Source organism: Methylobacterium sp. Leaf123 (genome assembly GCF_001423405.1).
Taxonomy (GTDB): domain Bacteria; phylum Pseudomonadota; class Alphaproteobacteria; order Rhizobiales; family Beijerinckiaceae; genus Methylobacterium.
This window is the reverse complement of record NZ_LMNS01000008.1, coordinates 64,562-88,930: the sequence shown is the minus strand read 5'-3', so window position 1 is coordinate 88,930 and position 24,369 is coordinate 64,562. Positions and strand designations below refer to the sequence as shown.

21 protein-coding genes are annotated in these 24,369 nt (G+C 68.7%); 7 read left to right on the top strand and 14 right to left on the bottom strand.

The window, feature by feature from the left end; genetic code table 11:
* Positions 1-379: 379 nt before the first annotated feature.
* The 3 genes from ASF53_RS08195 (at position 380) to ASF53_RS08185 (ending at position 3,981) form a co-directional block, all read left to right on the top strand.
* Positions 380-1,714, top strand: a complete 1,335-nt coding sequence (locus tag ASF53_RS08195; protein ID WP_056196786.1) for a leucine-rich repeat-containing protein kinase family protein — start codon at positions 380-382, stop codon at positions 1,712-1,714.
* A 99-nt stretch (positions 1,715-1,813) separates the two neighbouring features.
* Positions 1,814-3,352, top strand: coding sequence for a CYTH and CHAD domain-containing protein (locus ASF53_RS08190; protein ID WP_056196783.1), 1,539 nt, complete (start codon positions 1,814-1,816; stop codon positions 3,350-3,352).
* Positions 3,353-3,474: 122 nt separating this feature from the next.
* Positions 3,475-3,981, top strand: a complete 507-nt coding sequence (locus ASF53_RS08185; RefSeq protein ID WP_056196779.1) for a CYTH domain-containing protein — start codon at positions 3,475-3,477, stop codon at positions 3,979-3,981.
* Between the two features lie 105 nt (positions 3,982-4,086).
* On the opposite strand, the gene ASF53_RS08180 is transcribed toward ASF53_RS08185, so the two are convergent.
* Genes ASF53_RS08180 through ASF53_RS08170 form a run of 3 tightly spaced genes read right to left on the bottom strand, consistent with a single transcriptional unit; the run spans position 4,087 to position 5,894 of the window.
* Positions 4,087-4,968, bottom strand: coding sequence for a sigma-70 family RNA polymerase sigma factor (locus tag ASF53_RS08180; protein ID WP_056196777.1), 882 nt, complete (start codon positions 4,966-4,968; stop codon positions 4,087-4,089).
* Positions 4,958-5,422 carry a carboxymuconolactone decarboxylase family protein gene (locus tag ASF53_RS08175; protein ID WP_056196775.1) on the bottom strand — a complete coding sequence of 155 codons (465 nt, stop codon included), beginning with the start codon at positions 5,420-5,422 and terminating at the stop codon, positions 4,958-4,960. Before ASF53_RS08175 ends, ASF53_RS08180 begins: the two co-directional genes overlap by 11 nt.
* A 34-nt stretch (positions 5,423-5,456) precedes the next feature.
* Positions 5,457-5,894, bottom strand: a complete 438-nt coding sequence (locus tag ASF53_RS08170; RefSeq protein ID WP_056196772.1) for a cupin domain-containing protein — start codon at positions 5,892-5,894, stop codon at positions 5,457-5,459.
* A gap of 193 nt (positions 5,895-6,087) precedes the next feature.
* Between ASF53_RS08170 and ASF53_RS08165 the strand changes: the two genes are divergently transcribed.
* Positions 6,088-7,815, top strand: a complete 1,728-nt coding sequence (locus ASF53_RS08165; RefSeq protein ID WP_056196769.1) for an adenylate/guanylate cyclase domain-containing protein — start codon at positions 6,088-6,090, stop codon at positions 7,813-7,815.
* 5 nt (positions 7,816-7,820) lie between these two features.
* On the opposite strand, the gene ASF53_RS08160 is transcribed toward ASF53_RS08165, so the two are convergent.
* Both ASF53_RS08160 and ASF53_RS08155 read right to left on the bottom strand, forming a co-directional pair.
* Positions 7,821-8,642 (bottom strand): alpha/beta fold hydrolase, encoded by an 822-nt coding sequence (locus tag ASF53_RS08160; protein ID WP_056196802.1) that lies wholly within the window; start codon positions 8,640-8,642, stop codon positions 7,821-7,823.
* 65 nt (positions 8,643-8,707) lie between these two features.
* Entirely contained in the window at positions 8,708-9,895 is a 1,188-nt protein-coding gene (locus tag ASF53_RS08155; protein WP_056196766.1) for an L-dopachrome tautomerase-related protein, read from the bottom strand.
* A gap of 467 nt (positions 9,896-10,362) precedes the next feature.
* On the opposite strand from ASF53_RS08155, the gene ASF53_RS08150 reads away from it, so the two are divergent.
* On the top strand, positions 10,363-10,605 hold the full coding sequence (locus ASF53_RS08150; RefSeq protein ID WP_056196799.1) for a hypothetical protein: 243 nt from the start codon (positions 10,363-10,365) through the stop codon (positions 10,603-10,605).
* A 78-nt stretch (positions 10,606-10,683) separates the two neighbouring features.
* Here the strand turns inward: ASF53_RS08150 and ASF53_RS08145 are convergent, their stop codons facing one another.
* The 8 genes from ASF53_RS08145 to ASF53_RS08110 all read right to left on the bottom strand — a co-directional run bounded on the left by ASF53_RS08145 (position 10,684) and on the right by ASF53_RS08110 (position 19,343).
* Positions 10,684-12,816, bottom strand: a complete 2,133-nt coding sequence (locus ASF53_RS08145; RefSeq protein WP_056196763.1) for a sodium-translocating pyrophosphatase — start codon at positions 12,814-12,816, stop codon at positions 10,684-10,686.
* A gap of 337 nt (positions 12,817-13,153) precedes the next feature.
* Complete coding sequence (locus ASF53_RS08140; protein WP_056196760.1) at positions 13,154-13,606, bottom strand: hypothetical protein; 453 nt, start codon at positions 13,604-13,606, stop codon at positions 13,154-13,156.
* Positions 13,593-15,194, bottom strand: a complete 1,602-nt coding sequence (locus ASF53_RS08135) for a glycosyltransferase (protein ID WP_056196755.1) — start codon at positions 15,192-15,194, stop codon at positions 13,593-13,595. Before ASF53_RS08135 ends, ASF53_RS08140 begins: the two co-directional genes overlap by 14 nt.
* Before the next feature lie 2 nt (positions 15,195-15,196).
* Entirely contained in the window at positions 15,197-15,625 is a 429-nt protein-coding gene (locus ASF53_RS08130; RefSeq protein ID WP_056196752.1) for a hypothetical protein, read from the bottom strand.
* A 990-nt stretch (positions 15,626-16,615) separates the two neighbouring features.
* Positions 16,616-16,963 carry a hypothetical protein gene (locus ASF53_RS08125; RefSeq protein WP_056196749.1) on the bottom strand — a complete coding sequence of 116 codons (348 nt, stop codon included), beginning with the start codon at positions 16,961-16,963 and terminating at the stop codon, positions 16,616-16,618.
* A gap of 215 nt (positions 16,964-17,178) precedes the next feature.
* A complete protein-coding gene (locus tag ASF53_RS08120) occupies positions 17,179-17,394 on the bottom strand; it encodes a hypothetical protein (RefSeq protein WP_056196746.1) in 216 nt (71 codons plus the stop codon).
* A gap of 223 nt (positions 17,395-17,617) precedes the next feature.
* A complete protein-coding gene (locus ASF53_RS08115; RefSeq protein WP_056196743.1) occupies positions 17,618-18,838 on the bottom strand; it encodes an LL-diaminopimelate aminotransferase in 1,221 nt (406 codons plus the stop codon).
* 139 nt (positions 18,839-18,977) lie between these two features.
* Positions 18,978-19,343 (bottom strand): hypothetical protein, encoded by a 366-nt coding sequence (locus ASF53_RS08110; protein ID WP_056196739.1) that lies wholly within the window; start codon positions 19,341-19,343, stop codon positions 18,978-18,980.
* Positions 19,344-19,469: 126 nt separating this feature from the next.
* Between ASF53_RS08110 and ASF53_RS08105 the strand changes: the two genes are divergently transcribed.
* Together ASF53_RS08105 and ASF53_RS08100 are read left to right on the top strand one after the other, a co-directional pair.
* Positions 19,470-21,287: a PHA/PHB synthase family protein gene (locus ASF53_RS08105; protein WP_056196734.1), complete on the top strand. Its 1,818-nt coding sequence runs from the start codon at positions 19,470-19,472 to the stop codon at positions 21,285-21,287.
* A gap of 109 nt (positions 21,288-21,396) precedes the next feature.
* Positions 21,397-23,214 carry a cation:proton antiporter domain-containing protein gene (locus ASF53_RS08100; protein ID WP_056196731.1) on the top strand — a complete coding sequence of 606 codons (1,818 nt, stop codon included), beginning with the start codon at positions 21,397-21,399 and terminating at the stop codon, positions 23,212-23,214.
* Positions 23,215-23,226: 12 nt separating this feature from the next.
* On the opposite strand, the gene ASF53_RS08095 is transcribed toward ASF53_RS08100, so the two are convergent.
* Entirely contained in the window at positions 23,227-24,330 is a 1,104-nt protein-coding gene (locus tag ASF53_RS08095) for a helix-turn-helix transcriptional regulator (protein WP_286134225.1), read from the bottom strand.
* Positions 24,331-24,369 lie beyond the last annotated feature (39 nt).

Sequence of the window (24,369 nt, the reverse complement as noted above, 5' to 3'; positions counted from 1 at the left end):
CTCGATCTTGAACTCACGTCCGAACTTGCGACGCTGCATGGAGCACCTCCGGCTTCATCATCACACCTAAACTGGGTGTCCGTGAAACCGGCAGCAGGCCAGGTGGCACTCAATTACGAGTATGCCGCGGCAGCCGGCGACGCTTCTCCGAGGTAGCTTCGGTCTCGATACCGAAAGCTGCAGCAACGTAGTCGAGCATCCTCAAGGCTTGCTCATGCCGCTTCCGCCGCCCCTCCATTGCGGGATCCGACGCTCAGACGAACTCGGGTATCGCGCGGTGATAAGCAAGCTAGCGGCCGGCCGCTAACTCCCGCATGCAGCGGGTTGATCGGTCGTCGCGCAGCGGTCATCCCGGCAGGAGCGCCCGCGCGAGACTCCCATGAACACCCCACCACCGCCCACGCTGCACGCCCTCCGACGCGGCGACCTCGCCGGAGCACGGGAGCTGCGCCTGAGCGAAAAACTGAAAGAAGTCCCGCCCGAAATTTTCGGCCTCGCCGACACCCTGGAACGGCTGGATCTCAGCGCGTGCGGCCTCACCGCACTCCCGGATGATTTCGGCCGGCTCAAGCGGCTGCGCGTCCTGTTCTGTTCGGGCAACCGCTTCGAACGGCTGCCGCCCGTGCTCGGGGATTGTCCGGCGCTGAGCCAGATCGGGTTTCGCGCCACCAGCTTGCGGGAGGTGCCGGGCGAGGCGCTGCCGCCGGCCCTGCGCTGGCTCACGCTAACCGACAACCGGATCGCGCATCTGCCCGAGGCCCTCGGCCGGCGCCCGCACCTGCAGAAGCTGATGCTGGCGGGAAACCGGCTGGCGGCGCTGCCCGCGTCGCTCGAAGGCGCGCCAAGCCTCGAATTGCTGCGCCTTTCCGCCAACCGCTTCGACGCGCTGCCCGCGTGGCTGACGGCTTTGCCGCGGCTCGCCTGGATCGCCTGGGCCGGCAATCCCCTCGACGGCGAGCCGGCACCGGCTTGCGTGCCGCAGGTGCCCTGGGCCGCGCTCGCCCTCGGCCCGTGTCTTGGCGAGGGCGCCTCGGGGCGGATCCACCGAGCTTTGTGGCGTCGGCCGGAGGGGGAGACGGCGGTCGCGGTCAAACTGTTCAAGGGCCGCATGACCAGCGACGGGCTGCCCGAACAGGAGATGGCCGCCTGCCTCGCCGCCGGCCGGCATCCCCACCTCACCGGCGCGCTCGGGCGGATCGAGGGGCATCCGGACGGGGTGCAGGGGCTCCTGATGCCGCTGATCCCGGAGGGCTGGCGGGTTCTGGCCGGATCGCCGAGCCTGGAAAGCTGCAGCCGCGACGTCTACGCGCCGAACTTCGCCCTGCCGCCGGAGACGGCTCTGCGGATCGCGGCCGGCGTGGCGCGGGCGGCGGCCCATCTTCACGGCTGCGGCGTGCTCCACGGCGACCTCTACGGGCACAACACCCTGTGGGACGGGGGCGCGGGCGAGGCGGTGCTGAGCGATTTCGGGGCCGCCTCCGTGCTGCCGCCCGGCGCGGCCGGCGCCGCTTGGCAGCGCATCGAGACCCGCGCCTGGGGTCTCCTGCTCGGCGAGCTGCTCGATGGCTGCGCGACCGAACCCGCCGGCCTCGCGGATTGGCGCGCGCTGGAACAGGCCTGCGGGCAGGCCGATCCGCGGGCGCGGCCGTCGATGGCGGAGGTTGTGCGTACCATATCCCCGCTTCTGTCGCGGGATCGTCACACGGATGCGTGATCCATCACGGGTTCCGCCGCGTTGTGCCTGTCCCGGACGATGCGGCAGGATGCAGGCTCGCATCCGCCACAACCCTTACGAGGAGCAGGACGAAACCGCATGAGCGACCCGCGCGAGATCGAGCTGAAGCTGGAATGCGAGCCCTCCGACCTTGCCGTCCTGCAGGATCATCCGCTCCTGCGGGAGGCGGCGGTGCAGGGGGAAGCCGCGCTGGCCTCCGTCTATTTCGACACGCCGGACCGGCAGTTGCAGGAGGCCGGGCTCGGCCTGCGGGTGCGCGAGAGCGAGGGGCGCTTCGTCCAGACCCTCAAGGCCGAGGGCGATGGCCTGTTCGACCGGCCGGAATGGGAGCAGCCGGTCGAGGGCGCCGAGCCGGACCGGGCGGCGCTCGCCGACACGCCCTTCGCGCGCCGCATCGCGGCCGACGCCGCGCTGGAGCCGCTCTTCACCACCCGCGTCACCCGGCGGACCTACCTCGTCGAGCAGGGTGAGTCCCGCATCGAGGTCGCCCTCGACCTCGGCCGGATCGAAGCGCCGGCAGCGGGCGACGACATCCTCTCGATCTGCGAGATCGAGCTCGAATTGAAGGAGGGGACCGCCAGCGACGTGTTCGCGCTCGCCTACGCCATCGCCGCCCTCGTGCCCGTGCGGCTCGGCGTGCGCAGCAAGGCCGAGCGCGGCTACGCGCTGGCCGCCGGCAAGATCGACAAGGTGCGCAAGTCCGAGCCCGTGCCCCTGCGCGACGACATGAGTGCGGCGGACGCGTTCCGCGCCGTCGCCCATGCCTGCCTGCGCCATATGCGCATCAACGAGGACATCCTGCTCAAGAGCCGCGACGCCGACGCGCTGCACCAGATGCGCGTCGCGATCCGGCGCCTGCGCTCGGCCTTCTCGCTGTTCGGCGACCTCGTGGACGACCCGCTCGGCGTCCGCATCCGCGCCGAGCTGAAGGCGATGACGGAGCCGCTGGGCCGGGCGCGCAACCTCGATGTCTTCCTCGCCACCATCCTGCCGGCCGAGCGCGAGCGGCATCCCGACGAGACCGGCCTGCTCGGCCTCGAACGGCAGCTCGAAGACGAGCGCGCGAAGGCCTATCGCGACATCGCCACGCTGCTGCGCTCCGATGCGTGGCGGATGCTGCTGCTCGACCTCATCGCCTGGATCAATGCCGGCCCCTGGCTGCGGGACGAGAGCCCCGGCCGCGTCGCGCTGCGCGCGGAGCCGGCCCGCGTCTTCGCCGCCCGCGAACTCGACCGGCGGCGGCGGCAGGTGAAGCGGCGCGGGCGCCATCTCGACGACCTCGACCCCGAGGAGCGTCACCAGGTGCGCATCGCCGCCAAGAAGCTGCGCTACGGCGCGGAATTCTTCGCGCCGCTGTTCCCCGGCAAGAAGGCGGGCAAGCGCCACGGCGTCTTCGGCAAGGCGCTGTCCGACCTGCAGGACCATCTCGGCGCGCTCAACGACATCGCCACCGGCCACGAACTGATGCGGGATCTGACGGTCGAGCCGGCCGGTGCCACGACCCTGTTCGCCGCCGGGATGACGGCGGCCGACATCGAGGCGCGCAGCCGCAAGCTCTTGGAGGCCGCGGCCGAGGCGCACGAGGATCTCGTCGACACCAAGCCGTTCTGGCGTTGAGGTTACCGCGCGCCGGGAGAGGGCGTTGCGCGGGAAGCGATAGCGCGCAACTTGTGAGTACCGTAAGGCGGAGCGGTTGAAGGGGGCGGGACTAATCCCGCCGCCAGAGTCTTTTTGTTCCGATGCGTTTCGAGGTCGAGCGGAAATTCCTCGTGGCCGATGACGGCTGGAAGGCGGGCGTCGTCAGCCGGCACCGCCTCACCGACGGGCTGATCGGACAGTTCGACACCGGCAAGGTGCGGGTTCGGCTCGACGACGACCGGGCTTGGCTCACCATCAAGGGCGCGCGCGTCGGCCTCGGCCGGCCGGAATTCGAGTACGCGATTCCGCGGGCGGACGCGGACGCGATGCTGCGCCTCGTCTGCGATACCGGCTTCATCGAGAAGACACGCCACTGCGTGCCGCATGCCGGGCTCGTCTGGGAGGTCGATGTCTATGGCGGGACGCTGGCCGGGATGATCCTGGCCGAGGTGGAGTTGGAGCACGAGGCCCAGGATTTCGAGCGGCCGGCGTGGCTCGGCCACGAGGTGACCGGAGACCCGCGCTTTCGCCAATCGGCACTGCTGCGCCGCGTCGGCGAGTCCGGGCGCCCTGTCACCGTGGAAGAGGTGCTGGCCGCCCCATTGTGAGGGGAAGAGCGCTTTTTCGACGAAGGGGATTCCGGTTCGGCAAAGAAAGCGTGTCGAAACACGGACCGAGAGACGCCGGCCTTATGCCATCCGGTCGGATATGGCTCAGCGAGCGGCCGTCATCGCCACGGCCTCGGCCACGCGGCGCAACTTGTCCGGGTTGCGGGTGATGTAGACGCCCGCGATCCGCCCGTCGCGGATGTCCAGTGCCGTCACTTGGAGGACGCCGCCGCGTTCCAGGCTGACGAAGCCCGGCAGGCCGTCCACCCGCACGGCGCGGAGGAGGGTGGCGGGCGACCCGGCATGTTTGCGGGCGAGCCCCGAGAACAGCCGCAGGACGCGATCGATTCCGAGGATCGGGTTGAGGAAGGCGATGACCTTGCCGCCACCGTCCGTCCGCATCGTCACGGTTTCGGAGAGCAGGCCGCGCAGGGCGGCAACGTCGCCGCTGCGCGAGGCATCGAAGAAGGCGCGCGCGATCCGCTCGCCCTCCTCGGGCGGCAGGGGGTAGCGCGGGCGCTCGGCGCGGACATGCTGGCGCGCCCGCACGGCGAGTTGGCGCACCGCCGGAGCCGCCCGGCCCAGCGTCGCCGCCACCTCGTCGAGGGGCACGCCGAACACGTCGTGCAGGAGGAAGGCCGCCCGTTCCAGGGGCGAGAGACGCTCCAGCGCCATCATCAGCGTGAGGGTGAGGTCGTCGCCGTCGATCGCCTCGTCCGGGTCGAGAGCGGGCTCCGGCAGCCACGGCCCGACATAGACCTCCCGGCGGGTGCGGGCCGATTTCATGGTGTCGAGGCAGAGCCGCGTGACGATGCGCGACAGGAAGGCCCCCGGCACCGCAACGGCGGCACGGTCCGCCGCCTGCCAGCGCAGCCACGCGCTCTGAACCACATCCTCCGCTTCGGCGAAGGAGCCGAGCATCCGGTAGGCGAGGCGGGTGAGCCGCGCCCGCTCCGCCTCGAACGGATCGGACGCCTCAGGCCGCATCGCGGGACGGGTCGGGATGGTGGACGCCGCGCAGGCCGACCTGCAACCGGTTCCACAGGTTGATCGCGCCGATCTGGAGCGTGAGCTGCACCTGTTCGGCCTCCGTGAAAGACGTCTGCAGGTCGGCATAGAGCGCGTCGGGCGCGCCCATCTCGGACAGGCGGGTCAGCGCCTCGGTCCAAGCCAGCGCCGCGCGCTCGCGGGGGCTGTAGAGGGCCGCTTCACGCCATGCGTTGAGCAGAACGATCCGCATCTCGCTCTCGCCATGCCGACGCGCCTCGGTGGTGTGCAGGCCGATGCAGTAGGCGCAGCCGTTGATCTGCGAAGCGCGCAGCTTCACGAGATCGATCAGGCTCCGCTCCAGGCCGCCGGTCCGCAGGCTCGTCTCCACCGCCAGCATCGCCTTGATGGCGGCGGGTGCGTGACCGTAGGGGTTTTCGACGCGCGGTGTCATGGGCTTTGTCCTTGTCGTGACTTAGGGTTGGGGTTCAGCGGATCGGCGTGGTCAGGCGGGTCTCGTCGCTGTCGAGGACGAAGACGGCGAGCAGGCGGGCCGGTTCGGTGGCGCTCGCATTGGCGCTGACGTCGTGGCGGTCGCCGGGCCTCTCCGTGAAGCTCTCACCGGCGCGGTAGACCCGCTCCGGGCCATCGTTCACCCGACTGCGGATCGCCCCGTCCAGCACCGTCGCGGTGATGAAGGCGCTCTCGGCATGCCGATGCGCGGGCGAGGCACCGCCCGGCCCGTAGATGACGAGCACGCCGCGCAGGCTCTTGCCCGGCACGTTGGGCAGGGCATGGTCGAAGACGAGGGTGGCCGTGGCGTCCCCGCCTGTCCCGGCCGCCACTCCTCCCTTCGTCTCGTGGGCGGTCGCAGCGCTCGTCAGCAGCACGGCGAACGCGGCGGCACGCAGACACGATCGGATCATCGTCCCTCTCCATCGAAGCGGTGATGGGGAGGGCCGCGCATCGGCCCGTTCCATCACCTTGCCCCCATGACGAGGCGGAACGCGGCGGCGTGACATGCACGCACGGATTTTTCCTGCGCGGCGGACGGTTTCGTTGGAGCGCCGCGGTCCACTATGAAAGAGTGATGCGGTTTTCGAAGAAGGAGCGGGGGCGGTGGGGCAGGCGGCGCGTCCGGGCTTTGGCCGCCCCTTCGGCTTGCGCTGGCCCGCTTGGCCGACCCTGCGTCAGCTTCGCCTCGGCAGCGGCCTCGTGCTGTTCGCCTACGTGCTCACGCACCTGCTCTGCCACGCGCTGGGCAACATCTCGCTCGATGCGCTGGAGACCGGGCTTGAGGTAAAGGTCGCGCTCTGGCGCACGCAGCCCGCGCTCGTGCTCCTCTACGGCGCGCTTCTCATCCACCTCGTCCTCGGGCTCCAGGCCTTCTACGAGCGGCGCTTCTACCGGGTGCGGCCGGGCGAGACCGCGCAGCTCCTGCTCGGCCTTGCCGTCCCGCTGCTCCTCCTCAGCCACGTCGTCGGCACGCGGCTGGCCTGGAGCGTCGAAGAGCTCGACCGGGGCTATGCCCAAGTTCTCTACGCGACCTGGGTCGCCGCGCCGGGCCACGGCCTGATGCAGGCGGCGGGCCTCATCGTGGCGTGGCTACACGGCTGCTTCGGCCTCACTTTCTGGCTCCGGCTCAAGCGCGGCTTTTCCCGTGCCGCGCCCTGGCTGCTCGCGGGTGCGGTGCTCGTGCCGGTGCTGGCCCTCCTCGGCGTGGTGCAGGGCGGACGCAGCGTCGCGGCGCTCGCCGCCGATCCGGCGTGGCGGGCGCAGGAGCTTGGGCCGAACCATCTCGGGCTGGCCGAGCAGACCGAACGGTTGAGCGAGATCCGGCGCGGGCTGTTCCTGGCCTATCTGGCACTGCTCGCCCTCGTCCTGCTGGCCCGCGGCGCCCGCACCCTCGCCGAGACGCGGGGCGGCTTCGTGCGCATCGGCTATCCCGATGGGCGCACCGTCCGCATGCCGCGGGGCAGCAGCGTGCTGGAGGCGAGCCGGCGCGGCCGCATCCCGCATGCGAGCGTGTGCGGGGGGCGGGGTCGCTGCTCCACCTGCCGCATCCGGGTCGTCGATACGGAGCGCAGCCACCCGCTGCCGGAGCCGGAACGGGCGGAGCGCCTCGTCCTCGACCGGATCGGCGCGAGCCCCGGCATCCGGCTCGCCTGCCAGCTCCGGCCGGACCTCGACCTCACCGTCGCGCCGCTTTTCACGCCGCAGGCCCGCGCCGCCTCCGTGCGCGATCCGGAACGCGCTGCCACCGGCGAGGAGCGGTTCGTCGTCGTGCTGTTCGCCGACCTGCGCGGCTCGACCCGGTTCGCGGAGGAGCACCTGCCCTACGACACCGTCTTCGTCATCGGCCGTTTCCTCGGCGCGGTCGGCCGGGCGGTGCGCGAGGCGGGCGGAACGGTGAACCAGCATCTCGGCGACGGGCTGATGGCGATCTTCGGCCTCGACCGCGATCCGAAACACGCGGCCCGCGACGCCCTGAAGGCGGTCGATGGCATCGCGCGCCAGGTGGAGCAGCTCAACCGCATGCTCGCCGCCGATCTCGGCGAGCGCCTGCGCTACGGCGTCGGCCTGCATGCGGGCATGGCCATCGTCGGCGAGTTCGGAGACGAGACCGAATCCCGCTTCACGGTGCTCGGCGACACGGTCAACGTCGCCGCGCGGTTGGAGGGTCTGACCGGGCCGATGCGGCAGGTCGCGATCGTCTCGGAGGCCGTCTACGAGGCCGCCGGCCTCCCCCCCGGCGCGCTGCAGGAGCTGACGCTGACGGGGCGCGCCCAGCCGCTGCGGGCGCGCCTGATCGGCACCGACGCTTCGGCCGCGCTTCAGGACGGCTGATCCCGCTACGTCCGCAGGAAGGCCAGGAGATCCTCGGTCAGCCGGTCCTTGTGGGTGAACGGGATGGCGTGCGGTGCGCCCTCGTAGACTTCGAGACGGGCGCCCGGAATGGCCGCCGCCGCGGCCTTGCCGCTGATGTCGAAGGGCACGGTCTGGTCGGCGTCGCCGTGGATCACCAGGGTCGGCACCCGGAACGCTGCCATGTCGGCCCGGAAATCCGTCCCGCCGAAGGCGCGCACGCAATCGACCGTCGCCTTGGGCGAGGCCCGCATCGCCAGCATCCCGGTCCAGGCCATCAGCTCCGACGAGGCCGGCGAGGAGAGCAACCCGGCGCCGAAGAAGCTCTTCACGAAGTTCGCCCAGAAATGCGGCCGGTCCTCCTCGATCCCCTCGATCATGCCCTCGAACACGCTGGCATCGACGCCGTCGGGATGATCGGGCGTCTTGGCGAGCATCGGCGTCACCGCGGAGACGAGCACCGCGCGCGCCACCCGTGCACCGCCATGGCGGGCGAGGTAGCGGGCGATCTCGCCGCCGCCCATCGAGAAGCCGACGAGGGTCACGTCCTGAAGGTCGAGACGGTCGAGGACGGCCTTCAGGTCGTCGGCGAAGGTGTCGTAGTCGTAGCCGCTCCAGGGCTGGTCCGAGCGGCCGAAGCCGCGCCGGTCATAAGCGATGGTGCGAAAGCCCGCTCGGGTCAGGGCCGGCTGCTGAAACTCCCACATATCGGCATCGAGCGGCCAGCCGTGGATCAGCACGACCGGCGGGCCGCTGCCCCAATCCTTGTAGAAGAGGCGGGTCGCGTCGCTGGTCTCGATGAAAGGCATGCCGGGCTCCTTGAGCGGGGCGCGCGGACGCGCCCCATCGGTTCGCTGGATTAGATAGGGCCGGTTCAGCGGGCCGGCGCCGTCCGGGTCGAGCCGGTGGCATCCGGGGCGGGCGGCTTGATCGCCCACAGCTCCGTCGGCAGGCTGATCGGCGCGCCGGGCTTGTAATCGGCCGAATCCTGGATGTGCGAGGTGGTGACGTAGATCGTCCCGTCCGGCCCCTCGCCGAACGTGTCCGGCCAGCGCAGGGACGGGTCCTGCACTAGCGTAGTGAGCCCGTCCTTGCCGCCGGAGAGGTCGCGCACCTTCACCGCGTTGTCCTGCGGCGAGGTCACGTACATCCGTCCGTCGCGGCGGGCGATCAGCAGACCGTCGGCCACGCCGTTCTCGCCGACCCGCGCGATCTTGCTTGAAAGGCTCTTGTCGGTGAGCGTGTCGGGCACGACCGAGGCAGCGGCCCAGCCGGTGAGCGCATCGGTCGGCAGGCTGTAGAGCGTCTTGCCCTTGATCGCCTGCCAGTAGAGCGTCTTGCCATCGTTCGAGAGCGCGATGCCATCGGCGGCGAATTCCACGCCGCGCCCGTCGGGGCGGCGCAGCGGCTTGCCGTCGTAGCTCACGGTCACCGACTTGTCGGGCATGGTCGAGGGATCGCCCGACAGAATGCGTTTGGCCGATCCGCTGTCGAGATCGACGACGATCAGCGCGCCCTCGGCACCGGAATCGGTGAGATAGGCGGTCTTGCCGTCCGGCGAGATCCGCACGTCGTTGAGGTAGGAGGCTTGGAGCACCGTCGTGGTGTCGAAGGGAATCGTTTTGATGACCTTGTTGGTCTTCAGGTCGATCCCGACGAGCTTCGGCCCGTCCTTGATCACATGCGCCATCGCGGGGGCGGCGGCGTCCACCACCCAGAGCCGATCCTGCCCGTCGGCGACGACGCTCTGCACGCAGACGAAATGGTCCTTCGGCGAGAGTTCGTCGGCCCGCGCGTTGCGCCACGCGTTCCACTGGTCGTCGGGGAAGGGCACGGGCTTGCCGTCCTTCAGTTCGGCCACCGAGACTGGCGCGTCCTCGCTCCAGCGCGGGAAGTTGACGAAGATGCGCCCGTCGCGGGCCACCGTGACGCCGGTGACCTGATGCTCGAAGCTCGCGACCTTGGTGAGCGCGGCGTTTGCCTCCCGCGCTCGGGCGGGGCGGGGGCTCGCCATCGTGCCCGTGAGGAGGGCCACGGCGAGGAGGGACAGGGATCGGGTCATGGCAAGCCTCGGGCCGATGATCGGACGGGATTGCCTGCGCAACCCCGGCGCGGGCGGCCGGGGTCCTTCACGAAGCTGTTGGCCCTGCCAAGCCGGCACATCGTCGATCGACCGGCTCCCCCTCCGGCACGCGGTTGCGCGCGTGGCGCAAGCGCGAGAGCGCCTGATCGGTCTTCAGGAGTTCACCGGGGCCTTTCGATGCTCTCGTTCTCGTCGGGGGAAAGCGTCTCGATCCCATCGTGGTCGCGAATCGGTGCAGCCGTCATGAAAAGTCTCGCGTCTCAGCAGACCTGATGGAGCGAACCGAGAGAACGCGTAAAAATTCGGGCCGCGCCTCAGCCTACAACTTCTCATCGCACGCCTTCGATGATCCGGGCGGCGACGCGAAGTCCGACCTGAAGTTCGCTGGAACGGTTCAGGTTCGCTCGCCGTTACAGGCGCAGATTTATCCCAATCGGAGGATTGTCATGCGCAAATCCCTTCTCGCCGCCGCCGCTCTCCTGACGCTCGCCGGGGCCTCGGGCGCTATGGCCCAGACCACCGTGATCGAGCGCGACGCGCCGGATCGGGTCGTGGTGGATCGCGCGCCCAGCAGCGCCTCGACCACCGTCGAGCGGCGCGAGCATTCGGACGGTTGCTCCAGCAAGACCGTGACGAAGGAAAACGACATGGGCGACCGCAAGACGGTCACCAAGGAGAACTGCGACTGATTTTTTCGCAGTTTCAGTCCTGAAAAAGAGAACCCGCCGCGGGGGACCGCGGCGGGTTCTCTTTTGCGATGTTCCGGCTCAGGCGTGCGCGAGCACGGCGAGCAGGAGCAGCGCGATGATGTTGGTGATCTTGATCGCCGGGTTCACGGCGGGGCCCGCCGTGTCCTTGTAGGGGTCGCCGACGGTATCGCCGGTCACGGCCGCCTTGTGCGCGTCCGAGCCCTTGCCGCCGTGGTGGCCGTCCTCGATGTACTTCTTGGCGTTGTCCCAGGCACCGCCGCCCGAGGTCATCGAGATCGCGACGTAGAGGCCGGTCAGGATCACGCCGAGCAGCGAGGCGCCGACCGTGGCGAAGGCCTGTGACTTGCCCGCGATCGCCTGGATCACGAAGAAGATCACGATCGGCGACAGCACCGGCAGCAGCGAGGGGACGATCATCTCCTTGATCGCCGCCCGGGTCAGCATGTCGACCGCACGGCCGTAATCCGGCCGGTCGGTGCCCTGCATGATGCCGGGCTTTTCCCGGAACTGGCGCCGCACCTCCTCGACCACCGCACCGGCGGCGCGGCCCACCGCCGTCATGGCGATGCCCGCGAACAGGAACGGGATCAGGCCGCCGAGCAGGAGGCCGACGACGACATAGGGGTTGGAGAGGGAGAAATCGACGCTCACCCCTTGGAAGAAGCGGTACTGCGTCGGGCTGGCATTGGCGATGAAGTAGTTCAGGTCCGAGGTGTAGGCGGCGAACAGCACGAGGGCGCCGAGGCCGGCCGAACCGATGGCGTAGCCCTTGGTGACGGCCTTGGTGGTGTTGCCGACCGCATCGAGCGCGTCGGTCGCCTTGCGCACATCCGGGGGCAGACCCGCCATCTCGGCGATGCCGCCCGCGTTGTCGGTGACGGGGCCGAAGGCGTCGAGCGCCACGATGTAGCCCGCCAGCGCCAGCATCGCCGTGACCGCGATGGCGATGCCGAACAGGCCGGCAAGCGCGTAGGTCGCGATGATGCCCGCCACGATGACGAGAGCCGGCAGCGCGGTGGATTCGAGCGAGATCGCGAGCCCCTGGATCACGTTGGTGCCGTGTCCCGTGACGGAAGCGGTCGCGATCGACTTCACCGGGCGGAAGTTCGTGCCGGTGTAATACTCGGTGATGACGACGATCAGCGCGGTGATGACGAGGCCGAGCACCGCGCAGCCGAAGAGCGCGCCCGAGGTGAAGGTCAGGCCGGTATTCGTGGTGAAGGTGGTCGAGAAGCCGCCGAACATCGCCAGATTGACGCCGGCAATGGCCACGATCGAGAGCACACCCGCGGCGATCAGGCCCTTGTAGAGCGCGCCCATGATCGACTGGTTGGCGCCGAGCTTCACCGCGTAGGTGCCGATGATCGAGGTGACGATGCAGGCCGCCCCGATGGCGAGCGGGTAGATCATCATGGCTTCGAGCACGGGCGCGTTGCCCGCGAAGAAGATCGCGGCGAGCACCATGGTGGCGACCACGGTCACCGCGTAGGTCTCGAACAGGTCCGCGGCCATGCCGGCGCAGTCGCCGACATTGTCACCCACGTTGTCGGCGATGGTGGCCGGGTTGCGCGGATCATCCTCGGGAATACCGGCCTCGACCTTGCCGACGAGATCGCCGCCGACATCGGCGCCCTTGGTGAAGATACCGCCGCCCAGCCGGGCAAAGATCGAGATCAGCGAGGCGCCGAAGCCGAGCGCCACCAGCGAGTCGATGACTTCGCGGCTTCCCGGCGCCAGCCCGGCGCCGCGGGTGAGGAACAGGTAGTAGAGGGCGACACCGAGCAGCGCGAGGCCCGCCACCAGCATGCCGGTGACCGCGCCGGACTTGAAGGCGACCTCCAGCCCGCCGCCGAGCGACTGCGTGGCCGCCTGCGCCGTGCGGACGTTGGCACGGACCGAGACGTTCATGCCGATGAAGCCGGCCGCGCCCGAGAGCACCGCGCCGATCAGGAAGCCGATGGCGACCTTGATGCCGAGAAAATAGGCCAGAAGGACGAAGAGGACGATGCCGACGATTCCGATCGTGGCGTATTGGCGCCTGAGATAGGCCTGTGCGCCCTCGGCGATGGCGCCTGCAATCTCCTGCATGCGCTGGGTGCCCGCGTCGCGTCGCATTACGTCACGGATAGTCACGACACCGTAGGCAACGGCGCAGAGCCCGCCCACGATGATCAGCAAAAGTGCGGTCATGCGTGCGTCCTTGATTTTTGATTGTGGTTTGCCGAGCTCGGCCGGAATGGCCGTCGAACGTTGCTGCGACGTTGCTCGGCTTCAGGCGCCCTCCCTCGAGAAGCTGAACTTAATTGCCAAACTTCGGCGTCCAGCGCAAATGCCTCGTGCCGTTGAGAACCTTTCGAAACGGCCAAGACGCAAGATAATGACAAGTTTCGTGTTATTGCGGTGCAATCGCTGCGGCGCCAGACGGGGAAAAGGCGCTGTCTTCAATCCCCGTTTGGGCGATCTCGATGCCGCTCGTTCTTTGCGTCGGCGATGGGTACCGGCGGGCTGGAAGCACCTCGGATCGCGCTCAGCCCGTAAAGCTGCCGGCCTCGACGGTCAGGACAGCGGGTGTACCGCTTCCGGCCGGTTGCTGGCGTAGATCCCGTTTCTCGTCCTCGAGCCGCGCGCGGGCCTCTTCACTGTCGCGCAGCGCGGTCAGAAGATGCTCGTTGAGCATCATCGTCCGCTGCCGATCCCCGACGGCGATCGACAACTGAATGAGCGCGGCCTCCCGCTCGGCAACGAGACGCTCACGGTCTTGCAGGAATCTGCGCACGGCCCGCACCGCCGTCCGGTTGCTGCTCTCAAGGATCGCCAACCGCTGATCGGCCACCGCCAGCCGGCGCTGCGTTTCGTGCAACAGCCCCTCGATCGCCTCGCAATCGGCGGCAGACGTCACGGCGATGCCTGCGGCTTCATCCTCCGTCGGACTCCGAGTGAGGAGGGCACGCCCCCGCTGGAGCAGGTCACGCAGCGGCATAGGAGCCCTCCGCCAATGCACGCATCGGTCGCGATGCGCCGGCATCACGCTCGTCCTTACCGTGTGTGCTTGGCGTCAATGTGCCGGCGAGCCGTCTCTCGAGACGGCCCATCTGCGCGGCGTGGTGGCGATGCTGCGCCGATGCGCGCAGCCATGTCAGCAGCGGCGCCATCTCTTCCGGCGCGCGCGGCGCCTCGATGACGGACAGGGGCTCCTCCAGGCCGAGCCATTCGTGGCGGGCCGCGACCTCGATCCAGTTCGATGCGAGGGGGGCGTCCTCATCCATGAACAACAGGCCGGACAGGAACAGGATTCGATGGATCATCACAGTCGAAATCTCGACGTGACAGTCGCCGACGATCTCAGGATAGACGCGCCCGCCGAAGCTGCCGGTCGCGACCGTCTCCCCGCCACTGCAATAGGAGCTGTGCGAAGCGAGGCAACCCAGAGCGGACATGCGCGCGACCTGACGCGCGATCTTCTCCGGAGCGAAGACATCCGGAGCCATCAACAACGCAACGTAGCCGCCACGAGTCGCAGTGAGCCCGTAGCGAAGTCGGGTGGGAATCTGCCGCTTCTGCGTCGGCCGCAGCACCCGGTGACAGGCGCCATCCCGGCCGAGCGCGTGAAGGATCGAAGCATCTCCGACCAGGATCATCTCGTTCGGTAGCCGGGTCTGGCCTTCCACGCTGTCGATGGTGCGGCGTGCGGCCTCTAGATCACTCCCGACATCGATGACCACCGAGACCGAGGCCTCCGCGGCACAGCTCTGCGCCGTCAGGTCGGCGCGGTCGGCGACCCGTCGGTTCGGACTCCGGTAGCGCAGAAACCCGCCGGTCCGCCTCAGGAAGCGCTCCCGGCTTCCGTCCACCATCGCGGCCTCGACCTCGCTCGTCTCGTCGAGCACGTCGCTCCAGAACGCACGGTTCTCGGACAGCGCATCGTGGCGGTGAGAACCCTGATCCGGATGAAGCCGCGAACGCAGAAGACAGTGCGGAACGTGAACGAAATGGGCCTCACGGGTCAGCCTCCACCACATCCGATAATCCTGAGTGTGGGGATAGCGCGCATCGAAGCCGCCGACGCGCAGAAGCAGGTCGCGGGCAGCCAGGATCGTACAGCCGTTGATCAGCCCCTCGTAGAAGGCGAGGCGCGGATTGCGCGCCAACATGGCGAGGTTGAGCCTCTGCTCGCCGGTGATGTGGCCCGACGCATCGATCCACGACAAATCGGAGAACAGGCAGACGTCGTCACGGTTAAGCGTGTCCAGAATCTGCACCTGCCGCTCGGTCTTCCCGGGCTCGAACAGGTCGTCGTGCGACAGCCAGGAGAACAGGCGACCGGAGGCGCAGGCGAGCGCGGTATTGAGCGCGACCGCCACCCCTTCATTGGGCTGCTGCAGGATGCGGATGCGGTCGCCGAAGGCGCGCGCGACGGCCAAGGTCTGGCCATCGTCGTCAGAGCCATCGTCGACGATGATGATCTCCGTCTCCGGGTGGCCCTGACACAGGGCGCTCTCGATCGCCTCGCCGAGATAGTTCGCCCCGTTGTGGACGGGAATCGCGATGGTGACGCTGCGGTCTCCCAAACCTATCCCTCTTCCGTCGAGGCCGGCGCCCGGCGCGTCCGATCAAAGGTGCTGGTCAGTTCGCCCCCGAGTTCGACCGCGTCGAGGATCAAGGCGGGCACGTCGATCACCGCCTGCTCGTTGAAGCCGAAATCGGTAAAGCTCTCATAGGTCGGAATATGATACCTGCGCGGCGGGGCGCGACCGGTGACGAGAAAGATGGCGTGCGAGCCGATGGGACGGACGAGGCAGGTGCCGTCGTTCAGCTCCGGCCCCATCGTGATCGACGGGATCTCCTCGCTGAAAGTGAGATCGTCCGGCCCCGCGAACAGAGCTTGGTAGACGGTCGGACTCGCGACCCGGTGCCGCCGGCCTCCGAAGACCAGCCAGACATCTGGACTGTCCGGCGCCGCCAAGCGCAGGCCGTCGAGATCGTCACGCAACGTGTACACGACGCACCTCGCAAAGCTTACAACACACGAGTTGGATTGCCGCCCCCCAAGGGCCGACGGCGGATCGGAGGCGCGCTTCGGCTCGACCGACTTGGCTGCCCCTATCGCAGCCTCGGGACCGGGTTCGGCCCGCCGGAACGGTAAGGCTCGCGCTGGTTCGAAAGGCTGGTACGAGGCGCATGACCTGATCGAACGGTGTCGGAGATCGCGTCATTGCCGCCGGGATAGTGCTGGCCCGGCCTGCGGCGATCGGGATCGGGAGATAGCGGAGTCGTGCCGGCACCTCAAGTTTCATAGGTTACAATGAAAGTATCCCAAGCACGTCGTGCTCGGCGGCGGCTTGCAGCTTCGAATAGATGCAAAATTCCGCCCCACCTTCAAATATGAAGATGCAGCACTTTATCGATACGCTCCCATCACATAAGATGGTTAAAAAATATATTGCCCTAACGGAGACGTTATCGGGGATTTTTTGGGCATCGCTATTTCCAGCAAACGCGGGAAGCGAACATATTTCCTGGCCTCCGACCTCTGCCTTATGTACTGCTGCCACCAAGCGGAGAGGCAATTTCCGCCGATGAGATGGGCCGTACGGTAAGCAACGCTTTTACCGGTACTTACCGAAATTCGGGCCTCGGCAATGATGCGAAGAAGCCGACCTAATATGAGCGGGAGAAACTGACTAGAAGTTCGAAGATCATCATCGATGTTCGCTCCCTCACGGATCGAAACATCATCGGACTTGGCACCACGAGACGTGGCGCGGATCGGCCTCGGGCCTCTCGCCACGGACCTGCGTCGCAAACACGCTGTCAGGCAGTGTGATTGGAGGCATGCGGGACGCCTGCTCTGATTTCTCCACGCCGGCCAGTTGCGGAGACAAAAGCCCCAAGCGGAGACCGAGCGCGACCCTGCACCGCGTGCAGAGAACCGCGCGCTCGGTCGCAACATCCGTCGGACCGCGAAGCCGGGCGCCCCGAAGCGAACGCCTCAGCGCAGCGGCGGAGCGCGGTAGGCAGGGGCCAGGACGTAGCCGTCCGAGGCGCGGCGCGGGCCCTGCGGCGTCGCGAGGAGCACATTGCCGTAATAGTCGTTGCCGGTGAGGCCGAAGCCGCCGCCGTTCATCACGGTCGGCACCGGCACGGCGCCGATGGCGCGCAGATCCTGACCGTCGGTGCTGATGGGCGGGCCCCGGAAGCGGCCGCTCTCGGGATCGACCTCATACACCGTCGGCCCGCGCGCCTCGCCGTAGGGGCGATCCTGCACGCTCTGGGCGGAAGCCCCCTGGGCGGCGAGCCCGAAGAGGGCGGCGGCAAGGAGGAGGCGGGCACGGGCCATGGGCTTGCTCCGTCGTCGGAGCGCTCTTCCGACCGAAGCGAAAATCGCTCCGACCCGTGAGAACGCATCAAAACAGGACATGAGCCGATCGGGATTGCAGCGCAATCGGGAGCGGCTCGGACTGACGTCTCGAGGGTACGATCAGACCCCGGAACGTGACAAGGAAACGTTGACGTGCGGAGGCCCGGCGCGCGCGGCCCTCCACAAACGTCGCCTTATCCTTTCGATTGCAGGACAGCGCGCGGTTCGCGCACCATCGGGGTGCAATCGGATTTGTAGGCGTTCAGCGGGAGCGGCGTCGAGCTGCAGGAATAGGCCTCCTCGGGGGAGGGGGCGGGCACGGGATCGCGCGCCACGATCGGGTGGGGCGCGCAGGCTCCGGCGGCGGCGCCGGCGAGCGCCAGGGCGGCGAAGAGCTTCAGGCGGCGCATGCGGAACCTCGAAACGCGTCCGTCCGCCGGGACGACCCGGCGGCAAAACCGGAGACGACCCTGCGGAGTCGGATGCCTGCTGACAAGCTTCCCCCGGCCGATGCCCGCCCGGACAGGGCCGATTGCCCGGCCCTGTCGCCCCGCCGCAACAACGTCCGACGCGGTTCGTCCACCGCAAACGCGCCGGCCCCGCCCATCGGTCGGGGCCGGCGCCACGCGTTAGTTAGACCGCCTTCTGCAACGGCACGACGTTGTGGAGCGTGCGGTCGGCGTTGTCGAAGAAGCGGCGGACGTTGCGGGCCGCCTGCCGGATGCGCTGCTCGTTCTCAACGAGCGCGATGCGGACGTAGTCGTCCCCGTGCTCGCCGAAGCCGATCCCCGGCGCCACGGCGACATCCGACTTCTCCAGAAGCAGCTTGGAGAATTCCAGGCTGCCGAGCTCCCGGAATTTCTCCGGGATCGGCACCCAGGCGAACATCGAGGCTTCGGGCGGCGGCAGCTTCCAGCCGGCCTTGCCGAAGGACTCGATCAGGGCGTCGCGGCGCTTCTTGTAGGTCGCACGCATCTCCTTGATGCAGTCGTCTGGCCCATTGAGCGCGGCGGTCGCCGCCACCTGGATCGGCGTGAAGGCGCCGTAATCGAGGTAGGATTTCACCCGCGTCAGCGCCGCGAGCAGGCGCTCGTTGCCGACGGCAAAGCCCATGCGCCAGCCCGCCATCGAAAACGTCTTCGACAGCGAGGTGAACTCGACCGTGCAGTCGATGGCGCCCGGCACCTGCAGCACGGAGGGCGGCGGGTTGTTATCGTCGAAATAGACCTCGGCATAGGCGAGATCCGAGAGCAGGATCAGCTCGTGCTTCTTGGCGAAGGCCACGAGATCCCGGTAGAAATCGAGGCTCGCGACATAGGCCGTCGGGTTCGAGGGGTAGCAGACGACGAGCGCCACCGGCTTCGGGATCGAGTGAACGACCGCCTTCTCGAGCGCCGGGAACATCGCCGGGGTCGGCTCGGCCGGCACGGAGCGGATCACGCCACCCGCCATCAGGAAGCCGAAGGCGTGGATCGGGTAGCTCGGGTTCGGCACCAGCACCACGTCGCCCGGCGCCGTGATCGCCTGCGCCATGTTGGCGAAGCCCTCCTTCGAGCCGAGCGTCGCCACGACCTGCGTGTCCGGGTTCAGGCTCACCCCGAAGCGGCGCTGGTAGTAGCCGGCCTGGGCGCGGCGCAGGCCGGCAATGCCCTTGGAGGCAGAGTAGCGGTCGGTGCGCGGCTTGCCGGCAGTCTCGACGAGCTTCTCGATGACGTGGCGCGGCGCATCGAGATCGGGATTGCCCATGCCGAGATCGATGATGTCGGCGCCGCGGGCTCGGGCGGCGGCCTTGATCCGGTTCACCTGCTCGAAGACGTAAGGCGGAAGGCGCTTGATGCGGTGGAAATCGGTCATGGCGTCGGTCTGTCCGGTGTCGCGGAACTGATCCTCCCGCGAGGATGCGTCGGCGGTGAGGAGCCTGCCTGTTTACCATCGACGCGTTCGCGCGCCGACTTAAAAATCGCGATGCCCCGCGGGGATCGGGGCGGAACGCTCATTCCACCGGGTTGGGCGCCAGCCCCTGGGCGGCATTCTTGGCTGCCCCTTCCGCCGCGCGCCCCTTGGATTCGTTGCGATTGCGCGCCCCTTCCAATTCAGCCTGGAGGGCGCTCTGTCCGGCGGAATTGCGGGCGCGGACGGCGCGCTGGGGTGCCGATTCGCCCACCGGCATGTAGCCCGCATCGCTCTTGCGGGATTGCGCCACGAAATCGGGGGCCTCCACCGGCTTGATGCCGGAGCCCGCACCGACCATCGCCGCCTTCAGCGGATTCACGTCGCTGGAACAGCCCCCGGTCGACGCCGCGACGGCGAAAACCGGCACGACGAGGGCGATGGCGCGGACGGTGCGGCGCACGATCATGACAACGGTCTGAAAATGGAGCCCGGGGCGGGCGACTTCTGCGGGGTGGAGCGTTAATTTGTCGGAAACGAGGCTCGGGCCGTCCCACGGGGCGGGATGCGGGCGGACCTTGGGAGGACGTGTCGCGTGGCCACGGAGCGGACGAACCCGGCAGCGCCGGATTTCGAGACCATCGCGCGCAACGCGAATCAACTCGCGGAGGTGTTCCGGCAATCGGCGGCCGCCTCGCTGAAGCCGTTCGAGCAGGCGGGCCAGGGCGCCTTGCTCTCGGGCGCGAAGATGCAGGGCGCCGGCGAGATCGACGAGATGACCCGCACCCTCACGCGGGTCGCGGAGACATGGCTGAAAGATCCCGAGAAGGCGCTCCAGGCTCAGACCAAGCTCGGCCAGTCCTTCGCCGCGCTCTGGGCCTCGACCCTGACCCGGATGCAGGGTGCCGCCACCCAGCCGATCGTCCAGCCCCCGCCCACGGACAAGCGCTTCGCCCATGCCGATTGGACCGCGAATCCGGTCTTCGACCTGATCAAGCAGAGCTATCTGCTCCTCGGCCGCTGGGCCGAGGAAATGGTCGAGACCGCCGACGGCATCGATGAACACACCCGCCACAAGGCGGAGTTCTACCTGCGCCAGCTCCTCTCGGCCTACTCGCCCTCGAACTTCGTGATGACCAACCCCGAACTCCTGCGCCAGACGCTGGAGGAGGGGGGCGCCAACCTGATGCGCGGCATGAAGATGCTGCAGGAGGATCTGGAAGCCGGCGGCGGTCAGCTCCGGGTGCGGCAGACGGACCTGTCCGCCTTCACCTTCGGCAAGGACGTGGCGGTGACCCCCGGCGAGGTCATCTTCCGCAACGATCTGATGGAGTTGATCCAGTACGCGCCGGTGACCGAGACGGTCCTGAAGCGACCGCTGCTGATCGTGCCGCCCTGGATCAACAAGTTCTACATCCTCGATCTCAACCCGCAGAAGAGCCTCATCGGCTGGATGGTCTCTCAGGGGATCACGGTGTTCGTGATCTCCTGGGTGAACCCGGACGAGCGCCACCGCGACAAGGACTTCGAGTCCTACATGCGGGAGGGCATCGAGACCGCCATCGACATGATCGGCGTGGCGACCGGCGAGACCGATGTCGCGGCGGCGGGCTACTGCGTCGGCGGCACCCTGCTCGCCGTCACGCTGGCCTACCAGGCGGCGACCGGCAACCGCCGGATCAAGAGCGCGACCTTCCTCACCACGCAGGTCGATTTCACCCATGCCGGCGACCTCAAGGTCTTCGCCGACGAGGGACAGATCAAGGCGATCGAGGAGCGGATGGCCGAAAACGGCTATCTGGAAGGCGCGCGCATGGCCAACGCCTTCAACATGCTCAGGCCCAACGACCTGATCTGGTCCTACGTCGTCAACAACTACGTGCGCGGCAAGGCGCCGGCCGCCTTCGACCTGCTCTACTGGAACGCGGACGCCACGCGGATGCCCGCGGCCAACCACTCGTTCTACCTGCGCAATTGCTACCTCAACAACACGCTCGCCAAGGGGCAGATGGTGCTCGGCAACGTGCGCCTCGACCTCAAGAAGGTGAAGGTGCCGGTCTTCAACCTCGCCACCCGCGAGGACCACATCGCCCCGGCGCTCTCGGTCTTCGAAGGGTCGGCCAAGTTCGGCGGCAAGGTGGATTACGTGCTGGCGGGATCGGGCCACATCGCCGGCGTCGTCGCCCCGCCCGGCCCCAAGGCCAAATACGGCTTTCGCACCGGCGGTCCGGCGAGGGGCCGCTTCGAGGATTGGGTCGAGGCGGCGACGGAGCATCCCGGCTCGTGGTGGCCCTATTGGTTCAAGTGGCTCGAGGAGCAGGCGCCCGAGCGCGTGCCCGCGCGCATTCCGGGAACCGGGGCGCTGCCGTCCCTCGCGCCGGCACCGGGCACCTATGTCCGCATGAAGGCGTGATGGATCGACAGGAACCGTGCATCCGCCGCATCGCTGTTGCGGACACGGGACCGTGATTTGCCTTATCTGATCCTGGGGCCGGCTCCTGCCCCAGGAGGATAGAAGCGCGTTGCAGCACGCCACCGAACTCATCTCGATCATCGCGCTGGGGCTGGTCTGCGCGTTCATCGGCGGCATGCTGGCCCAGCGGATGCGGCTTCCGCCGCTCGTCGGATACCTCGTCGCCGGCATCGCCATCGGCCCGTTCACGCCGGGCTTCGTCGGCAATCCGGCGCTCGCGAGCCAGCTCGCCGAACTCGGCGTCATCCTGCTGATGTTCGGCGTCGGCCTTCACTTCTCCATCGGGGACCTGCTCGCCGTCCGCACCATCGCCCTGCCGGGCGCGATCGTGCAGATCACGGTCGCGACCGCCATGGGCGCGGCGCTCGCCTGGGGGTTCGGCTGGGGCCCCGGGGCGGGCCTCGTCTTCGGGCTGGCGCTCTCGGTGGCGAGCACCGTCGTGCTGCTGCGGGCGCTCGAAGGGCAGGGGCTTCTCGACACGGACAAGGGCCGCATCGCCGTCGGCTGGCTGATCGTCGAAGATCTCGCCATGGTGGTGGCCCTGGTGCTGCTGCCCGCGCTCGCGCCCTCGCTCGGCGGCGAGGCGATGCAGGCCGCCGGCCATCACGGCCCGCCGGAGCACGGCCTTTGGGTGACGCTCGGGCTGACACTCGCCAAGGTCGGCGTGTTCGTCGCCGTGATGCTGGTCGGTGGGCGGCGCCTCATTCCCTACCTGCTGGGTCTGGCCGCCCGCACCGGCTCACGCGAGCTGTTCACCCTGGCCGTGTTGGCGAGCGCCGTCGGCATCGCCTTCGCCTCCTCCGAGCTGTTCGGCGTGTCCTTCGCGCTCGGCGCGTTCTTCGCCGGGATGGTGCTCGCCGAATCCGACCTCAGCCATCAGGCCGCGGCCGATTCCCTGCCGTTGCAGGACGCCTTCGCGGTTTTGTTCTTCGTCTCGGTCGGCATGCTGTTCGATCCGGGCATCGTCCTGCGCGCGCCGCTCTCGATCCTCGGTGTGGTCGGCGTCATCGTGCTTGGCAAGTCGCTGGCGGCCGTCGCCATCGTGCTCGCCTTCGGTCATCCCGTCGGCACGGCGCTCACCATCGCCGCGAGCCTCGCGCAGATCGGCGAATTCTCGTTCATCCTCGCCGGTCTCGGCATCTCGCTGAAGCTGCTGCCGGAGGAGGGGCGCGACCTGATCCTCGGCGGCGCGCTGCTGTCGATCACCCTCAATCCGCTGTTCTTCGCCCTGGCCGCCCGGGTGTCGCGCTGGCTCGGCGAGCGGCCGGAGCTGCGCCGCCGCCTGGAACGCCGCGCCGCCGGCCCGCTGCCGGTCAACGCACCCGCGCCGGGCATGAGTGGCCACGCGGTGATCATCGGCTATGGCCGCGTCGGCAGCGCCATCGGCAAGGCGTTGCAGGATTGGAACCTGCCCTTCGTGGTGGTGGAGCGCGACCGGCGCCGGGTCGAGGAGTTGCGCGCCCAGGGCGTGCCGGCGGTGTTCGGCGACGCCACGGCGCCCGGAATCCTCGAGGCCGCCGATATCGGCTCCGCCCGCCTCGTCGTCGTCGCGACGCCCGACCCGCATCAGGCGCGGCGGCTGCTCACCAAGGCGCGGGCGACCAATCCCGGCATCGACAGCGTGGTGCGCACCCATAGCGACAGCGAGCGGCGCCGGCTGGAGGAGGACGGCGTCGGCCTCGTCCTCATGGCCGAGCGGGAGCTGGCGCTCGGGATGATGACCTACGCTCTGCGCAGCCTCGGCGTGCGCGAGGGTGAGGCGCGGCTCTTCGTGGATTCGAGCCGCTCGGAGAGCCAGGGCACGCCGGTCGCCGAACCGGAGCAGCCCGCCCCCGAACTGCGCCAGCGTCGGGACGAGCCGGAATAGGGAACGCGCGCGTCAGAGGCTGTCGAGACGGGTGATGAAGACCGCCAGCTCGCTCTGCCGACGGATCGCCAGCTTGCCATAGACCGCCTTGAGCTGGCTGCGGACCGTGCTCTCGCCGACGGCGAGTTGCTCGGCCGCCTCCCGCGGAGGCGCCCCGCGACCGACCATCGCCGCGACCCGCGCCTCGGCTCGGGTGAGGCCGAGCTGTTCCAGCAACGGCTCGATCGGGCGCGTGCTCGGCGCCAGCAGGTCGCGCAGGAGCAGGACGACGCCGCCCCCGAGCCCGGCGCCGGCCACCGGAAACGGATCGGCGCCGCGCAAGGGAAGCGCCTCGATATAGAGCGGACGCCCGCCGGCCCGGCAGCGCAGCAGGATCGTGTCCTGCCGCGGCCCAATTCGTCCCGGCAGAGCATCCGCCAGGAAGCGGTCGAACCGTGCGCCCTCGGCAGGCTCTGCCGCCACCGGCTCGGCACCGGTTCGAAGGGCGAGGTAGCCGGCCGCCAGCCCCTCTGCCATCGGGCTGACGAGATGGACTCGGCCGCGGGCATCGAGGACGACGATGCCGGCCCGCATCCGCTCCAGGGCGGAGGTCTGCCCCTCCGCCTCGCGCCGCATCTCGCCGACGAGCGCCGTCAACCGGAAGGCGCGGATGACGTGCGGGCCGACGAGACCCATCCGCTCGATCTCGGCGCCCTCGAACGGCCCCTTGCGCACATCGCGCGAAGCGCTGAACGACAGGGTATGGCGGTCCATCGGATCGGCGCCGATATAGGCGCAGAGATTGCCGAGGCGGTGCCGGTCGATGAAGTGCTGGAAGAACGGGTCGGCGCGCTTCTCCTCGGCCGTGAGGTACATCTCATCGACCGTGACCGTGCCCGGCCGCATGATGCCGCGTTCGCGGCCGAGACGGATGCGTGAGTCGTGCTGCCACCAGCCGCCGACGCCGTAATCGAGGTTCACGTCGGCGATCCGCTCGGAGGCCAGCGTCTGCGCGGTGCGCGCGGGATCGTGCGAGACGATCACCGCACCGCGGGCCCCGACCGCATCGGCGATCCCGTCGAGCGCGTCGGACCACGTCTCGGGCTCGACGGCCGCCGCGTAACACGCGTCGATCAAGGCAAGAGGATCGAAACCGGGCATCGACCGACATGAGAG

Bases quoted from the DNA above. Each gene is read 5' to 3' on its own strand.
- ASF53_RS08195 (WP_056196786.1), top strand. From the start codon at position 380: ATGAACACCCCACCACCGCCCACGCTGCACGCCCTCCGACGCGGCGAC.
- ASF53_RS08190 (WP_056196783.1), top strand. From the start codon at position 1,814: ATGAGCGACCCGCGCGAGATCGAGCTGAAGCTGGAATGCGAGCCCTCC.
- ASF53_RS08185 (WP_056196779.1), top strand. From the start codon at position 3,475: ATGCGTTTCGAGGTCGAGCGGAAATTCCTCGTGGCCGATGACGGCTGG.
- ASF53_RS08180 (WP_056196777.1), bottom strand. From the start codon at position 4,968: ATGCGGCCTGAGGCGTCCGATCCGTTCGAGGCGGAGCGGGCGCGGCTC.
- ASF53_RS08175 (WP_056196775.1), bottom strand. From the start codon at position 5,422: ATGACACCGCGCGTCGAAAACCCCTACGGTCACGCACCCGCCGCCATC.
- ASF53_RS08170 (WP_056196772.1), bottom strand. From the start codon at position 5,894: ATGATCCGATCGTGTCTGCGTGCCGCCGCGTTCGCCGTGCTGCTGACG.
- ASF53_RS08160 (WP_056196802.1), bottom strand. From the start codon at position 8,642: ATGCCTTTCATCGAGACCAGCGACGCGACCCGCCTCTTCTACAAGGAT.
- ASF53_RS08155 (WP_056196766.1), bottom strand. From the start codon at position 9,895: ATGACCCGATCCCTGTCCCTCCTCGCCGTGGCCCTCCTCACGGGCACG.
- ASF53_RS08150 (WP_056196799.1), top strand. From the start codon at position 10,363: ATGCGCAAATCCCTTCTCGCCGCCGCCGCTCTCCTGACGCTCGCCGGG.
- ASF53_RS08145 (WP_056196763.1), bottom strand. From the start codon at position 12,816: ATGACCGCACTTTTGCTGATCATCGTGGGCGGGCTCTGCGCCGTTGCC.
- ASF53_RS08140 (WP_056196760.1), bottom strand. From the start codon at position 13,606: ATGCCGCTGCGTGACCTGCTCCAGCGGGGGCGTGCCCTCCTCACTCGG.
- ASF53_RS08125 (WP_056196749.1), bottom strand. From the start codon at position 16,963: ATGGCCCGTGCCCGCCTCCTCCTTGCCGCCGCCCTCTTCGGGCTCGCC.
- ASF53_RS08120 (WP_056196746.1), bottom strand. From the start codon at position 17,394: ATGCGCCGCCTGAAGCTCTTCGCCGCCCTGGCGCTCGCCGGCGCCGCC.
- ASF53_RS08115 (WP_056196743.1), bottom strand. From the start codon at position 18,838: ATGACCGATTTCCACCGCATCAAGCGCCTTCCGCCTTACGTCTTCGAG.
- ASF53_RS08110 (WP_056196739.1), bottom strand. From the start codon at position 19,343: ATGATCGTGCGCCGCACCGTCCGCGCCATCGCCCTCGTCGTGCCGGTT.